The sequence below is a fragment of the Pseudoalteromonas luteoviolacea genome (assembly GCF_018100925.1).
In the GTDB taxonomy this organism is placed as follows: Bacteria; Pseudomonadota; Gammaproteobacteria; order Enterobacterales; family Alteromonadaceae; genus Pseudoalteromonas; species Pseudoalteromonas obscura.
In genome coordinates this window covers 196,755-213,151 of the sequence record NZ_JAGJEH010000002.1, presented here as the reverse complement: position 1 = coordinate 213,151, position 16,397 = coordinate 196,755, and the positions used below count along the sequence as shown (strand labels likewise).

The 16,397-nt window shown below is 43.2% G+C and carries 11 protein-coding genes; 3 read left to right on the top strand and 8 right to left on the bottom strand.

Going from position 1 to position 16,397, the window contains the following annotated elements; all coding sequences use genetic code 11:
* Window positions 1-57 precede the first annotated feature (57 nt).
* Both J8M00_RS03905 and J8M00_RS03900 read left to right on the top strand, forming a co-directional pair.
* Window positions 58-924: a hypothetical protein gene (locus J8M00_RS03905; protein WP_211009034.1), complete on the top strand. Its 867-nt coding sequence runs from the start codon at window positions 58-60 to the stop codon at window positions 922-924.
* Between the two features lie 215 nt (window positions 925-1,139).
* Window positions 1,140-1,553 (top strand): hypothetical protein, encoded by a 414-nt coding sequence (locus J8M00_RS03900; RefSeq protein ID WP_211009033.1) that lies wholly within the window; start codon window positions 1,140-1,142, stop codon window positions 1,551-1,553.
* 107 nt (window positions 1,554-1,660) lie between these two features.
* Here the strand turns inward: J8M00_RS03900 and wrbA are convergent, their stop codons facing one another.
* The 3 genes from wrbA to J8M00_RS03885 all read right to left on the bottom strand — a co-directional run bounded on the left by wrbA (window position 1,661) and on the right by J8M00_RS03885 (window position 4,586).
* Complete coding sequence (gene wrbA, locus J8M00_RS03895) at window positions 1,661-2,257, bottom strand: NAD(P)H:quinone oxidoreductase (RefSeq protein ID WP_211009032.1); 597 nt, start codon at window positions 2,255-2,257, stop codon at window positions 1,661-1,663.
* Between the two features lie 439 nt (window positions 2,258-2,696).
* On the bottom strand, window positions 2,697-4,028 hold the full coding sequence (locus tag J8M00_RS03890; RefSeq protein WP_211009031.1) for a dihydroorotase: 1,332 nt from the start codon (window positions 4,026-4,028) through the stop codon (window positions 2,697-2,699).
* A gap of 69 nt (window positions 4,029-4,097) precedes the next feature.
* Window positions 4,098-4,586 (bottom strand): Fur family transcriptional regulator, encoded by a 489-nt coding sequence (locus J8M00_RS03885; RefSeq protein WP_211009030.1) that lies wholly within the window; start codon window positions 4,584-4,586, stop codon window positions 4,098-4,100.
* A gap of 160 nt (window positions 4,587-4,746) precedes the next feature.
* On the opposite strand from J8M00_RS03885, the gene J8M00_RS03880 reads away from it, so the two are divergent.
* Window positions 4,747-6,126 carry an alkaline phosphatase PhoX gene (locus J8M00_RS03880; RefSeq protein ID WP_211009029.1) on the top strand — a complete coding sequence of 460 codons (1,380 nt, stop codon included), beginning with the start codon at window positions 4,747-4,749 and terminating at the stop codon, window positions 6,124-6,126.
* A gap of 77 nt (window positions 6,127-6,203) precedes the next feature.
* Here J8M00_RS03880 and J8M00_RS03875 read toward each other — a convergent pair whose 3' ends face one another.
* The 5 genes from J8M00_RS03875 to J8M00_RS03855 form a co-directional block, all read right to left on the bottom strand.
* Complete coding sequence (locus tag J8M00_RS03875; protein ID WP_211009028.1) at window positions 6,204-6,719, bottom strand: PepSY-associated TM helix domain-containing protein; 516 nt, start codon at window positions 6,717-6,719, stop codon at window positions 6,204-6,206.
* An 8-nt stretch (window positions 6,720-6,727) separates the two neighbouring features.
* A complete protein-coding gene (locus J8M00_RS03870; protein ID WP_211009027.1) occupies window positions 6,728-8,608 on the bottom strand; it encodes a TonB-dependent receptor in 1,881 nt (626 codons plus the stop codon).
* A 196-nt stretch (window positions 8,609-8,804) separates the two neighbouring features.
* The gene (locus tag J8M00_RS03865; RefSeq protein ID WP_211009026.1) at window positions 8,805-12,077 is read right to left on the bottom strand and encodes a VPS10 domain-containing protein; all 3,273 of its coding nucleotides are present in this window, start codon (window positions 12,075-12,077) and stop codon (window positions 8,805-8,807) included.
* Between the two features lie 358 nt (window positions 12,078-12,435).
* On the bottom strand, window positions 12,436-13,443 hold the full coding sequence (sohB, locus tag J8M00_RS03860) for a protease SohB (protein ID WP_211009025.1): 1,008 nt from the start codon (window positions 13,441-13,443) through the stop codon (window positions 12,436-12,438).
* A 279-nt stretch (window positions 13,444-13,722) separates the two neighbouring features.
* Window positions 13,723-16,176 (bottom strand): VolA/Pla-1 family phospholipase, encoded by a 2,454-nt coding sequence (locus J8M00_RS03855; protein ID WP_211009024.1) that lies wholly within the window; start codon window positions 16,174-16,176, stop codon window positions 13,723-13,725.
* Between the last annotated feature and the right edge of the window lie 221 nt (window positions 16,177-16,397).

Below are 16,397 nucleotides of genomic sequence, written 5' to 3'. Positions count from 1 at the left end.
AACGTCATCTGTTCTTTTTTTTGTTGTTACTATAGGCACAATGAGGGGTCAACCATAATGAAACTAGATAAAAGAGAGCTGTCGTTACAGACAATATATTTGAAACACGGACTATTAACGTTTCAAACTATGTATTCACAAAAAACAATTGACCGCTGGAATCACCTTTTAGACCCCATTTTTCAAAGCCGTAAATCAGAAGAACCTAGCTACGTGCAATCAAATGAGCTATTGGATCTTGGTATTCTCAATGAAGTAATATCTACAAAATTGCTTAGTGCCATCACAGTACTGGACCCTTGCCCCGTGCTGTTTCAATGTCATTGTATGGAAATAGATTGGAATCATATTACCAGCAACACTTATTACAGTGACTTCGATGGTTGGCATAGGGATCATCGCGATCCAAATATCAAGTCGGTTTATGGTTGTAGGCCATTCTCGATATACATTTATTTGACTGATGTGAAGCACACTAGTGATGGCGCTTTTGAAATCATTCCAGGGTATGAGACAGGGCCACTCGAAAGCAACCTAAATTGCTGTAACTTAACTGGCCACAAAGGTACCTGCTTCTTATGGAACCGAGATTTATACCACCGTCTAAATGAACACAACTTATCAATAAAACAACGTATATTAAAATTGTCCCTGCAAACCAATGGTTGGGCGAATTCGAGAGTACAGCTTGATGAGTTTAAACGCGCACGAACTATCTTAAATGGTATGAGCCCAGCTTTGTCATACCTTTTTGGTAGTCATTTTAATAACAACCTCTCAATCAAAACAATTCCCTTTACTCGCAAAGGAGATCTTCCTCAGCTAAAGCCACTTGATTATTCGGCAAAAACAGAGATCCCATCTAAAGCTTCAATCATGTTGCGTAAGTTTAAAAACAAAGTTGATAAGGCACTGGGGTTTTAACTTTTTACAACTGCTTAAAATTAAAGAAGCAGCCACAACATCAAAACCATCACGCTTTATATATTAAAAGCCTACAACCTCAAAGAAAAGTTAAAATAAGGCTTTGTGAGGGATTAACGACTACTATTGATATTTGGTGACTGGATGTACCAAATCCATTTGATTGTAATTAACAGACACCGCATTTCACCTGATTTTATAGCTATGGAGGCGCGATGACAGTACACACATCCAAACAGCGGCATACTCATGTCAAGCAGCTGCTGAGTAAAATGGACCCTGAAGTCGCCGCGAGCTTTACGTATAAACAGCGAAAAGCACTGGATAAAGTCATCAATACCCGTGGTTGGAATAATCATAAAATTGATATTAGACCTACACTCGCACTGCCATTTTTGCCTTGGAGCTTCTATTTTGTTTTGCTCGGAGGGGTCAACAAACGCAGCTTGAGCTCCACTGAACGATTCACTGCAGCAATGGTATTTTTGACTGCTTTGACCCTCATTGGGTTAATTGCACTGGGGCTTGTAATGGCGGTCCTTTATTTATTTAAGTCGTGGCTCGGTATTGACCTTTTTCCAAATGAGTCATTAGGTATTTGGGATCAATTTAAAGCGCTGTTTAAATAGATTACAAGAAAACACAATTACGAGCACTATGACCCAAACCTTGCTGAGTCAATGAATACTAAAAAGGCGCTATTTTCACGCCTTTACCTACCCGAGCGTTCGACACCCTAACTCAATTGAGTAGCAATACTGGCGACGTGTTTACCCTGAAATTGCGCTAAAGCTATTTCTTTTTCTGAAGGTGCTCGACTGCCATCAGCACCCGCAATGCAGGCCGCACCTAATGGCGATCCACCTTTAACTTCTGAAATATCCGTTAACTCTGGTGCCGCATACGGCAGACCAACTACCACCATACCGTGGTGAAATAACGTAGTATGAAATGATTGAATCGTGGTTTCATTGCCTCCGCCAGTGCCTGTCGATGTAAATACACTGCCTACTTTACCAATGAGCTTGCCACCAGCCCAAAGTCCGCCGGTTTGATCTAAAAAGTTACGCATTTGCGACGCCATATTGCCAAATCGCGTCGGTGTCCCAAAAATAATGGCATCATACTGCTCAAGTTCAGCAGGCGTTGCCAGTTCAGCATCTTGGTCCAACTTAACACCCGCGTTTTTTGCCACCTCATCAGACATTAACTCAGGCACTCTCTTAATCGAGACTTCAACCCCATCAACCGACTGAGCCCCTTGTGCAACAGCATTTGCCATCGTTTCTACATGGCCATAGCTTGAATAATAAAGTACTAAAACCTTCGTCATTTTTCTTTCTCCTATTGAGTCAGCCTCGCGGCTGACGAAAATATTTTTTAACCAATCAAACACGATTTTTATTCCCTCGCCATAGGTGTGTGATTAACACCCACTCAAATTCGATGGAGATAAGATTAAGCCAAGTGCAGAGAGTCTGCTTCGCAAAAAAAAGCACACATCATTCCAAAAAAAAGAATATTAAAGTGCTATTTAAGTGATACTCGAACTATAAAAACGAAATTTAAATAGGCGACATTGGGCGTTGATAAGTACACACAATAAGTGCATCGGCGCACTAGACCCACTCATGTGGATTTAAATCCGCCAAAAAAGCATAGAGAAAAACGGTAAGTGGTATACGCAGAGGTGCCATCAACAAACGGCAGTGTATTCTGTCTGATGACAAAGGAGAGTGATAGAACTTCCACCACTCTATAAAAACTAAAAATTAATCTAGCTCAAACACAAGTGGCATGGCGTTGTTTGGCACGTCAACTACAGCACCATCTTGATATACACATTGGCCATTTACAAAGGTATAGCGGATCTGATGAGAGAACTGATGACCAACAAATGGTGACCACTGACAATGATACAAGGTATTATCGTGGCGCACAGCTTCACCTGGTTTTGCACTCACAACTGCCAAGTCAGCAAAATATCCCTCTCGAACGAAACCACGCTGCTGAACTTTATAACGCTTGGCTGGGTTGTGAGCCGTCTTTTCGACCACTTGTGCCAAACTCATGGTGCCGCGCTTAACTTGGTCAAACAAGGTCAATAAAGCGTGCTGAACCAAAGGTAACCCAGCCGGCGCTTGTGCAAAAGCTTGCTGCTTTTCTTCCCATGTGTGTGGCGCGTGATCGGTCGCAATGATATCCAAACGACCATCATTTATCGCATTGATCAAAGCAAGTCGATCCGATTCAGCTTTGATTGCTGGATTACATTTTATTAAATTTCCTAAACGTTCATAATCGCCTTGGTTGAACCACAGGTGGTGTACACAAGCTTCCGCAGTAATTTGCTTGTTGTCGATAGGCCCTGGCTCAAATAAATCCAGCTCTTTGGCTGTGGTTAAATGCAGTACATGAAGCTGTGTGCCATATTTTTTCGCAAGGCTCACAGCATAGGAAGAAGACTGATAACAGGCGTTGACATCACGAATAACCGGATGATCTTGTATTGTTAGATCCTTCCCTTCTAATCTAGCTAGGTTGTCACTGATCACATCACCTTTTTCACAGTGGGTCGCAATTAACACCGGACATTCTCTAAAAATGGCTTCAAGTGCGCTGGGATGTTCAACGAGCAAGTCTCCCGTTGATGCACCCATAAATACTTTCACCCCACATACAAAACTTGGATCGCACGCCTTGATCTCATCTAGATTGTCAGGTGTAGCGCCAAGGTAAAAGGAGTAGTTTGCTACAGATGTTTCAGCAGCAATATGGTGCTTTTGGATCACTGCCAGCTTATCTGTCGTCGCAGGGCTCACATTGGGCATCTCCATGAAGCTGGTTATACCTCCAGCTACCGCGGCGCGTGATTCTGTCCCTATCGTCCCTTTCCAATCTAAGCCAGGTTCTCTGAAATGCACCTGATCGTCAATCATGCCGGGAATTAGGAAGTCACCTCTCAAGTCAATAACTTGCTCTATTCCTGTAGGTGTAATATCAGCTGCAATTTTGTCAATCCGTTGTCCGACAATTCTTACGTCACAGTGCTCAACTTTGCCTTCATTTATTAGCTGAGCATTTTTTAATAGAATATTCGCCATTTCTACTTCACCTTTAAACACGCGTTAAAAAATCTATTTTGACCATACAACCAGCAAGCCAATTACTCACTATGCGTTGGCCATTTGCCCTTCCTCCAGCGCCTGACAAGCAGTGCAAATACCTTGAAACTCAAACTGAGGTGAATTCAATTGATAACCATGAGATTGGATTTGCGCAGACAGTTGTGCCATTAAATCTGCAGGCATATGTACCTCTTCCACTTTTTGGCACATGGAGCAAATTAAAAATTGGGTATGTGGGTGAGGCTTATGGCAGTCGATATGTGTGCAACAGATATATTTGTTCACGGTATCTAATTTGTGCACAAGATCTGCCGCAACAAGTAGGTCTAGAATACGATAGATCGACACAGCGGGCAGCGTTAAGCCCAAATTCTGCTTACAATATTGAACTAACTCGTAGGGAGATAAAGCCTTACCCGCCATCTTTAAGCCTTTGAAAATTGCAATTCTTTTCTCTGTTGGTTTGATTCCCGCGTAATTAAAGATTTCCACAAACTCATCAGATTGATTATTTTTATTATTTTTTTGATTCATATAGACTAATTTCCTTGCCACCCCGCAATTAATGTTACAGTATAACATATCACAAAATACCTACATTAAGTACTTATTTTCGTGTATCACAGCAAGTGACACGAAAGCATCATTAAGCACCGTTAAGATTATTACGTTAATTGCTTTGGGAGTATTAAGCATGGTCACACGTAGACAATTCACAAAAAGCACCGTGGCATTGGCATTTTTAGGCCTTAATAGCAGCATACTAGGTTGCACAAGAAAACCAGCTATCACGCCAACCCCAACAACCACGGGATATGGACCACTCATCCCTGATCCAAAAGGTCTATTAGATCTGCCAAAGGGTTTTAGTTATCAAGTTATTTCTGAGTTAAATGATAAAATGGACGATGGTCTAAGCGTGCCTGACAACGCGGACGGTATGGGCTGTATTGAACTCGGGAGCAATCGCGTTGCTTTGGTTAGAAACCATGAACTAAGTCCAAAACATTTGCAAAATGCAGCGTCAGATATTGCCACACATAAAACAAAAAAAGCCTACGATACATTAAACCATGATGTCGCGCTGCCAGGCGGTACCACGACTCTAGTTTATAACCTTAATACACAACAAATCGAACAACAGTACTACAGCCTTGTCGGTACCATTCGTAACTGTGCTGGCGGAACAACTCCTTGGGGCACTTGGCTAAGCTGCGAAGAAACAGTGCGTTTAGCAGACAGTGAAATTGGTAAAGACCACGGTTATATATTTGAAGTTCCTGTCGACCAGCCTGGTTTATGTGACCCAATACCACTGGTAGAGATGGGTCGCTTTAATCATGAGGCCGCAGCAGTAGATCCCAGAACAGGCATAGTCTACTTGACTGAAGATAGAGGCGATGGCCTTTTTTACCGCTTTATTCCTCACCAAAAAGGTAAACTTGCGCTAGGTGGCATATTACAGGCGCTGGTATTTAAGAGCCTAAATAAGTTCGACACTCGAAACTGGCAACAGCCAAATATGCCGCTTTCAAATTGGTACGAAGCTGAATGGGTGACATTAGACAACCCACAAAGCCCGGAAGACGATCTAAGAATACGTGGATATGACCTCGGTGCAGCAGTATTTGCACGTGGAGAAGGAATTCACTTTGGTGACAATGAACTATACTTTTGCTGCACAAATGGCGGTGGAAAACAGTTAGGCCAAATCATGCGCTATCAACCCTCAGCATATGAAGGCACTGATAAGGAGGCAACCTCGCCCGGTCAAATTCAGCTTTTTTTAGAGAGCAGCGATAAGTCCCTGTACGATTTTGGCGACAATCTAACCGTGACACCACAAGGACACCTACTGATATGTGAGGACCAGTATACAGCCAACCCTAGTAACCACTTAAGAGGTGTTTCTCCACAAGGGGCAGTTTATCCTTTTGCTAAATTGCGAACCAGTACCGAATTGGCAGGAGCCTGCTTTTCTCCAGATGGAAGAACGTTGTTCGTCAATGTCTACTCTCCAACTAAAACACTTGTAATTACAGGGGATTGGAAAAGTTATCACAGTGAAGGGTAAGGACAATTGCAGCCAGTTTTTGCTGGCTGCGAGGCGCACTCTCAGTGCAAAAGTAGACTTTATCGCCTCAACAGACATTATGTGTGATGTCGTCTATTACGTCGTCTTTTCAGGTAGGGGAAAAAGAATAGTACTAAGCCCGTTACAGAAATCACTAAGGTTGCAAAGGATACCGGTAACATTAACCAAATATTGGCATTTTTCTCGAAAAAGGTACCATCGTGAAGGCTTTCGATTAATTCTGAGTTACGCTTTGCGACATGCAAAATTTCGCCAGTTTGGTTGTCGATCTGAATTTCTATTTTATTATTGCTTCGAATTTTAGTGATCCCTTTAGCTGGTCTCACATCCAAACGGTTAATATCATCCCAACTCTCAATTTGCGCCGCATCGACGGACTTTGCAACCGTTAATATTTGCGTAAAGCTAAGCGCTGGTACAGTACCAACACCCTGTGCTGAGGGCGGCTGAATAAAACTAAACTCTTTTCTTACCAGCAACAAAATACCGGTAATAATAATCACAAGTAACGGCAGCGAAATAATAAAACTCGCCCATCTGTGAATACTTCTATTTTTTCTATTAAAGCTCATTGTTTCTTTTAGAATTGCATACTTGTTGATAGTTTAAGACTGCGTTCTGGCTGTAAAGCTGCATCTTCATCCAAACTCCCGTAATAACGCTCGTTGGTGAGGTTATTAACTCCGATATTAACAGTTTGCTGACTGTTAAGTTGATGCGCAAGAGATACATCCCACACCGTAAAAGCTTCTCTCGACAATTCAGATCCCCCTACTTTATCCACTTTAAAAGTATGGCGGTAGGAATTAGACAACGACCAATTGCCAAAATTCACTAATAGGGTCCAGCTAATTTTTCTTGGGTGTAAATCATCTAGTCTTTGCTGACTCTCATCCTCGCCGCTTTGCTGCTGATAAGCAAAGATATGCTCTATATTGTCATTGGCAAACCAACGCAACTCAGCCTCAACACCGTAAATTTCGGCTTGATTTAAATTACGATAACTCAAATGGCCAGCTTGGGTCTCATAACGATCGATGTAATTATCTAAGTCGTAATGATAAATCGCGCTATACAGGCTCAGCTGCTCTGACGCATGCCAGTTCAGTGAAAGCTGCGAACCAACACTGGTTTCAGGATTAAGAGATGGGTTCCCAACAATAAGGCCTCTGGGTGTTTGACCGTAAAATAGCCGTTCCGATAATGTTGGATAACGAAATCCACTGCCAATGTCCAGCCCTAATTCTAACGTATCAGAGAGTGGCAACATAGCTGCAAACGAGGTATTCAAACGGCTATCTGTTGTATCATTTGATTGTCTACTTTGCTGTGTCAACCAGTCATACCGCAAACCAAAGTCAAAATTAACCCTACCCCAGTTCCAATGTGTTTTACCATACAATGCAAAGTTATCTTCTTCTGCATTCAACTCATTATTTATGCTGGTTGAATGACTGCTTTTTGTGTCTTCGAGCAACTGGTAATCACTGGTAATTTTGACGCCTTTTCGAGAAAGCCAATCAATGCCCCAGTGACTTTCATTTTCCCCCATGGTTACTTGCTGTAACCATTGGCCACCAACCGTGTGGCTTTGATACTGACTCAGGCCATCATAACGTTCGAACCTAGCTGTCCTACTGTCCCAATTTTGATAGTGGTGATAAAACTTCGCCATCCAATCTTGGTCACCATTCAATTGCACTTGTGCTAGAGAATGCAACTCATCTGGATAGTCGCTGATCTGCTTGGTAGGATATTTCGCATTGCTTTTGCCTATGTTGCTACCATAACTAGGCAGCCAGGAATAAGTTGTTGTAAAACCATCATGTTTGGATTTGTACCTTACCAACCCAGAGAACCGCTCAAATTGTGTATGTAGCTCATCCCCATTGGCCGCATGGGCGTTGTTCGCGTGTTGATAGGCAATAGCAGCAGTAAAGTCATTGCTTTGATGCTTAAAATTCAAATCAACACCTTGGTTATGGCTTTTTCCAGACACAGAGAGCTGTGTTTTATCAGACATTTCTGTACTTAAACTAATAACTCCCCCCAGTGCTTGGGAGCCATATAACGTCGAACTTGGGCCTTTAATAACATGTCCTAGATTAAATAGCGCAGGGGAAATAAACGAAGCCGAATTACCCGCACGTCTATCAGTAATGATTGGAATGCCGTCAATCTCAGTACGTATTCTTCCACGGCTGAAGCCTCTAATCGCATAACTTTGAAACTGACCACCTTGGCCGTTTAAACTCACCCCTGTAAGCGATGTCAGCTGATCAGCAATGGTTCTATTTAAGGAAAAAGTAAAGCGCTCATCTAAATACGACGAGGTGTGATTGGATGTGGCAATAGTAAGAGATTCTTTTGGCGCTAAAATCTCTATGACTTCAAGTTGCTCACCATTTGCGACCACCGCCACAGGCACACAAAGACAAAAAAATGGAATTATCGTTTTCATAGTTAAGGTACAGCTCAATTAACTCATTGTACGTTTTGTTATCGTTGTTTCATCAGGACTTCTTCATTGTTAACTAATTAAAAGGCTAAGCATTTTCGTCCTGGAAATATATGCCAAATCATTTGATTAGCATAAAGCTTAGCATTTGAGCGTAAAACGGCGTCGCTAAGTACTCGACGCCGTTGCAATATAAAGGCTATTTGGCAATAACCGATGCACCTTTAGTCCAAGGACCGCCCGCATCAACAATTGCTTGTTGAATACTTGGGATAGTTTCTGCTTCTAAGGTTGAAACGCGCTTGATAACGTCTTCTAACCCTTGTTGAGCAAAACCAAATTGCTGACGGTGCTGTTTAGTGGGTCCATAAGTTGACCACAGCGCAGACATAGCATAACCCAAGCGACTTGAGATGTTCGCAGGCTTTGTACCCATTCTTGTACGCGACTTCAGGCCATTTAACTCAAAGTTAATCGCATTTATATCAGCTTGCGCTTGTGCATAGGCAGATTCAAGTGCGTTAATGTTGCCCGGTGTACGATCGATTGCGGTACGCAATACTTCCATTGTTTTTGTCATTTCGCCTAATACAGCGGTTGTGGACGTGTAGCGTCTTTGTACATCTTTAAGTTGCTCACTAAATCGCGCGATTGACTCCGCTGTCGGGCCAGATACTGCACCTTCCGTAATTGGTTGCAATTCAAACTCTACAGGGCTTGCTAGCTGTGAAATTTCACCTTTCACACGCTTGTAAAGTGTTGCCGTATATTTACCTGGCATTACCATTGTGCTCATCGCAAACGGGTCCCACATGGATGCTTTTTCACCCGTAATTGCTTGGTTAGCTGCGTATTCCATATCCCAAGTCACACGGTGTATACCTTTGCTTGCTTTGCCAGCAACGCGGTCAACAAATTGACCTTGCGCATCACGAATTTCAAGATAGACCACAGGTTTTGGTTCTTGATTTTCTTTTTCGATGTCTTCCCATGCTGGATACTTAGGATACTTCTCTTCTTTAACCATTTCTTTTTCAGCTTTTTGACGCTGCTCTTTAGCCGTTAATAAGCTGTCTTTTAAGAAGTAAGTTAAGGTAGCACCATGTTCAGGGTTTTTCGCTACATATCGATCATCACCATCCGTATTGCTGTGGTTTGTATCTAGCTGGAACCATTTAACCGGACGGCTTGGACCCATCAGGATAGCCTCTTGCTCCATGGCTTGCTCTGTCAATGTACGCAGCGGTGCGTAATCATCAAGAATATAAATACCACGGCCAAAAGTACCCGCCACTAAATCATTTTCACGGCGCTGTATTTTTACATCACGGGTTGAAATCGTTGGGATCCCGCCATTTAACTCGGTCCACTTTTTACCACCATCCACGGTGAAGAAAATACCGAACTCAGTACCAATAAACATTAAGTCTTTGTTGACGTGGTCTTGTACAATTCGCCACACTAAGTGCTTCTCAGGCAAGTCTTTAGCAAGTGACTTCCAAGTTTTACCTAAGTTTGTCGACTTGATCAGATATGGTTTGAAGTCACCGTACTTGTGATTATCAAGGGCCACATAGACAGTATTTGGATCGAACAAGTCTGCACGGATATCATTGACATACGCAGTTTCAGGTACGCCTTTAACACGCTTCAAATCAATCTTTTTCCAATTTTTACCGCCATCACTGGTCACTTGGATCAGGCCATCGTCAGTACCAGCCCACAATATATTTTCGTCAACAGGACTTTCTGAGAAGTTCGCAATCGTGTGGTACTCTGACATGGCGTAGAGATCCCAGCCTGCCTCTACCGACCAAGTCCTACCCATCATAGGGATATGCATACGGTTGCCGTTTTTAGTCAAATCACCAGAAATCGGTGTCCAGCTATCACCGCGGTCATCAGAGCGCCAAACTCGTTGCGAAGCAAAATAAACGCGTTTAGGGTCGTGCGTCGAAACATTTACTGGCGCATCCCAGTTAAAGCGCTCAGCTGGATCACCTGGACGTGGCTGAGGTTTGATATAAACATTCTCGCGAGTCTTAAGATCATGACGCGTTAAGTTGCCCTGCTGCCATTGAGAATACATGATATCCGGGTTGCCGGGCTCAACAGCTGGTTGATGTCCATCACCACCAAGAGTTAAGAACCAGTCTTTATTCTTGATACCTTCTTCACGTACAGTACGTGATGGGCCACCTTGTGTAGAGTTGTCTTGCGCACCAGCATAAACTTTATAAAATGGCTTAGAATCATCAGGCGCGACTTTATAGAATTGTGTCAATGGTAAATTAGCCATAAAGCGCCAGTTAGCCATACGGTCATGAGACATATAAATACCACCATCAGAGCCGATTAACACAAAATCAGGATCTGTTGGGTGAAATGCCATGGCATGGTCGTCTACGTGCTTGCGTTTGGTATTAATTGGTGTCCAAGTTTTACCACCGTCATCGGAAACTTTACTGTAGTTACTCGCAATGTAAATACGATCAAACTGGTGCTTGTCAGCGAAGATCTCTTGGTAATAGTGAGGACCTGTTCCGCCACCAACTTCATCAGACATCTTGGTCCAGCTTTGACCACGGTTTGCCGAGCGGTATAGTCCACCTTTGCGGTTATCAATTTCAACCGCAGCATACACAACATCTGGGTTGATAGGCGAAATCGCTAGACCTATTTTACCCATGTTACCAGTTGGCAAGCCTGTTTTTAGTTCTGTCCAAGTTTCACCGCCATCATCTGATGTGTGAATCCCTGAAGCAGGCCCCGTCCCAACATAAGTTGCAACTTTTCTTTGTCGAGACCAAGTCGCAGCATAAAGTTTATTTGGGTTTCTCGGATCAATTAATAGTGAGGTAACGCCTGTCCACTCATCTTCTGGTTTGAGTACCAACTTCCAAGTTTCACCACCATCAGTGGTTTTATATAACCCGCGCTCACCACCACCAGTCCAAAGCGGACCTTGCGCCGAAACCCAAACTGTATTTGAGTCTGTTGGATGAATAATGATGTCGGAAATACGTTCTGACTTCTTCAAGCCCATGTTTTTCCATGTTTTACCGCCATCCATTGATTTGTAGACACCGTCACCAAAACTGATGTGTCGGCCTCCATTATTTTCTCCGGTGCCAACCCAAATAATGTTTGAGTTACTCGGATCTATAGTCACATCACCTGTTGAATACACCGCTTGTTTATCAAAGATTGGTGTCCAGGTTGTGCCCGCATTCTCTGTTTTCCATACGCCACCCGATCCCACCGCAGTGTACCAAGTAGATGGATTATTTTGGTCAACTTCAATATCTGCAATACGACCGGACATATAAGCCGGGCCAATATTGCGCAGCTTCATCGCTTCAAAGGTTTTGCTGCTAAAAATTGACTTTTCCACATCTGATTTCGCGGCCAGTGTATTCGAACTAGCGCACGCTAAAGACACAGCTACAGCTGCTTTTAGTAGTACATTCATTTTCCCACCGATGTTGATTTTAGTTTTTATCCTCGTCAACATTAACTTAAAAAATGATAGACGTATGTAAATATTCGCTGAGGTTACAGAAATTAGAGTCTAAAGTTATATTGTAACATTTTATGTCCCCAAACAGCCGAAATGAAATTTAAGCACCTGAAAACGGTACTTTTTCGCGAACACTTTAAAAACGTAAAATCGGAAAGAATAGAACTTTCAATAGTCCTACTTACAAATGGCAGTATTTACTTGCTGTAACAAGTGATTATATTGTTGAGGTGAGAAATGTCAGGTTCTGCGCTTTCGCTTGTTTAAATTGGCCCGTCAAACTTTCAGGAACGGGCCAAAAACTAAATGTTTACTTATAAGTATTTGTTTGCAGTTGAGATAGGAGCTTAATGCCAAGTTTTTCAGCAACAATACTCAGACCAAGTCCAAAGCGCTCAGCCAATGCCTTTTTGGTTTTGTACTTCACACTGAAAAGCTGGTGAGTTTCGTTTAACTCCAAGAGTAAATCGTCACTTGTTTTGATTTCATCAACCAAGTCAAATTCTTTGGCATGAGTCGCAAACCAATGTTCGCCCGTAGCAACCTTGTCAATATCTAGGCTCGGTCTGTGTTCGCTTACAAACTGCTTAAATAGCGTGTGGGTATGTTCTACTTCACTTTTGAATTTATCACGGCCTTGGTCGGTATTTTCACCAAACATGGTTAACGTGCGTTTATATTCGCCTGCTGTGATCTGTTCAAAATCAACGTCGTTCTTTTTCAAAATTTTATTGAAATTAGGAATTTGAGCCAGTACGCCAATCGAGCCAACAATCGCAAAAGGTGCAGCAACAATTTTATCTGCAACACATGCCATCATGTAACCGCCGCTTGCTGCGACTTTATCAACGCTGATAGTCAGAGGCAAACCAGCTTGCTTCAAACGGATCAGCTGAGATGCCGCTAAACCATATCCATGGACAACGCCGCCACCACTTTCCACATTAACAAGTACTTGGTCTTTGTCTTTGTTGGCAATGGTCAAAATTGCGGTGATCTCTTCTCTTAAGCTCGCCACCTCATGCGCGTCAATACTACCAGAGAAGTCGATGACAAACGCCTGCTTCTCAGGTTTTTCATCCGTCTTCTTCTTGTTTTCTTTAAGGTGTGCTTTTAATGCTTTTTTATCTAGTGTTTGCTGTAAAAATTCTTCTTTCGTTTCTGCTAACTGAGAAGATAAATCTTTGACTTCAATCTCTCCAGATTTGCTCTTTGGTTTTTGACTTGCGCCCACAATTAAAACAATAATGGCGCCAATAGCAATGACGATTGTCACCGCTTTTGCCAAAAATAAGCCATATTCAAACAAAAATGCCAATGCTATCTCCCGACCTTTGCTGTAAAAGTATTTAATTAAAAACCGCTCTGCGGTAATTGTTAATCTTGTCCTAAATAAGATTACTTTGCAATAACAGCGCTAATTGCAATACCAATTATCGGTAAATCAACCATAATAAGAGGAATATTTGGTCAACCGCAGTGGCCATTCATTCACACCACACTCTCCAAAATAAGTTTGAAAAGTGTCAACGCGATTTAGGACGGGTCACAGGCATAAAAAAAGCCGCTACTTAGCGGCTTTTTTTAATGTTTCATGTTACTTCGCAATTACACTTGCATCAGTAATTGGTAACAGCAGCCCTTTAGAAGCTAGGTAAGTCGCAACTTGCTTCTGCATCTCAGCAGTTGCTTGTGCATGACCTTGAGCAGTTCCACCAGTTTGCTGATCAAATGAAGGAGTTAGCAGCGAACTATGATGGCCTTGTGAGAAGTTAACCACATATCGTCCAGCAGTGCCGTCAGTTGACTGCTGTGACTCCGTGACCGTTTCTAATCCCATCATTGCAGCCAATGGTGTACTACCGCCAAGCGGATTGCGCGGTAATGTTGTCGCAGGAATAACTTGGTCACCCTTATTCTCACCTTCACCGCCAACCACTACGCTCATATACATAGGCGTATTTACTGCGCGTACAAGCGGCGCGTAATTGAGAGGATCTGCGCTGTCCAACACGGTTTGTGATGCGTAGGCAAATTGATCGACTGTCGCATTAATCGCACCGATTGACGCCAGATCGCCTTCCGCCTCTAAATTAGCCACAAAGGTATTGTATGCACATGCAGCAAATGCACTTGCACTGCCTGCAAACGCGCTACAATCAGCCACTGCACCTTCTTGAAGGTAACTGCCGAACTTTTTAGACACAGCTAAATCTGACGCACCTTGAAGCACTGCGGTTTTAACAACTGGGCCAAAAGAGCCAGATTCAACTAGGAAGTTTGCAATGCCCGCGCCACCGCTAGACAATGCAGCAGGCCCTACCTTAAACAACGGCTCAGCTTGTTTTAAACGTTCATCAGTAAATGGTAAATTCGCATGTGCAATAAAGCTTGGCGCAACAATTGAGCCCAGTGACTGACCAACAAAGCTCACGTCATGAGTATTGAAGTTAAGTGGTACTTGAGATGCCGCATTGATAGCATGCAAGCCTAGTCTCAATGCTAATAAATCTGCCGTGGACTGACGTAAGTTATCACGCGCGACTAACAATGACTGCAGGTTCATGTAATGCAATACACTTTTTGTCGACGCATTGAACTCGTCGTTGCCATCACCATCAACATCGATACCGCGCTCACCGTGTAATGGGTGGTCAATAGCAACCGTTGCAAAGCCCGCTTGTGACAACGCTAGTGTTAAGCCAAGCATATCTTCTTTTTTACTGGTAATGCCGTGCTGCATAATCACAACAGGGAAGCCAGTTTCAGGTGCTGGTGATAACGGGAACGTGATTTGCACAGGCGCATTCGCAACCCACTGCTCTTCAGGAATAGGATTGTATTTGGTGACAAACTTTTGTGCATCCAAACCAAGATCACGAAGTTGACCACCGGACAGTTGTTGACACTGTTCATCTAACGACCCAGCTGCCGGCTCTGGAAGCTGACCACCCGCTGCAGCCGTTGCAGCCATAACAGCGACACCATTGTCACATTTCGCTTGCCAATAGGTATCAGCCAATGCAGCGCTTTCACCATTTTTCGGTCTAGAAAGGTATTGTGGCAACTGGATGTTACCTTTCAGGTACCTAATGCCACCAGCCGCTTGAAGCAACTCAGGTGGCAATGTTGCAGCAAGACCAAACTCTTCAAATTTGTCTGCAACCGAAACAAAATCCTGTTCGGCTACCGTAACCATAGGTTGGCGCTCTGTATTAATCGTTGCGGCAAGTAACTGCTTAATGGAACCAACAACTGCACCTGTAGACTGAGTTGTCATTGCTGCTGTATACACAATCTCTTCAGCGCTAATTGATTCACTCGCAACCAGTGCTCGTTCGTAGCTGCGAATGACGGCTTGAAGCGACTGCTGAGCGTCGGTCACCAGAGGAGCTTCTTGTCTTAACAATGTATATGTCGATGAAGGAGTTAGACTGCGTCCACCGTCGATGCCATCTTTAATATTTGTGGTCAAGACAGTAATATACGTGGTGTTCGTCTTAAATGGCTTAACAGGTATAATATTAATGTTCTGGCCATCGCTACTTAACTGAGATACGAAATCCCCAGTTGGACCAAACGTCAACTCACTGACGACACGACAGGCAAGTGCAGGCGTCAACTGAGCACACGCTTCAGTTTGACCATCATTACCCATCGCAACTTCAAAAATCCTTACAGCGCCTGGTGCTGCAACCGTCGCGGCGTCAATTGTCACGCCTGAGGGGGTATTCAAGCCAATTTGATATGGCATTTGTGTAGACCAACCGTCTAAACCACCGAGCGCTAGAGAAGGGTCTGCGTAACTCGCACGTGATACCTGAGGCTTTGAATCACCATCTAGCTCCCCTGGTATGTTAAGTGTGCCATCTTGTGTCCCGCTAAACAGAATATCATTAGGGACGGAAATAACACCATTTGAGGGATCAAATTTAACCGATGCAACCGGTGTTACAGGTTTGGTGTCTTGCTTTACATCTTCTAGCGTTTCACCGCCACCACAGCCTGCGAGGGCGGCTGAGACAGCAAGTGGTAGTAACAGTTTCTTCATTGTTTTGGCTCCGACATAATTTTATTATTATTGTTTCTCGGTCAGCGCCTACATTTGCCTCTATGTTGTAAGCACAAATAAGCCGCCGAGAATAATTCGTTAAAACTATGTAATTTTGCTTTTAATAAGACATTAGACCAGTTTAACTTAACGCAAAGTGTAGCCTTTCGCCACTCCTATTTGCAATAAATTCGATAACTTGCGCCATGACTATGATAAAA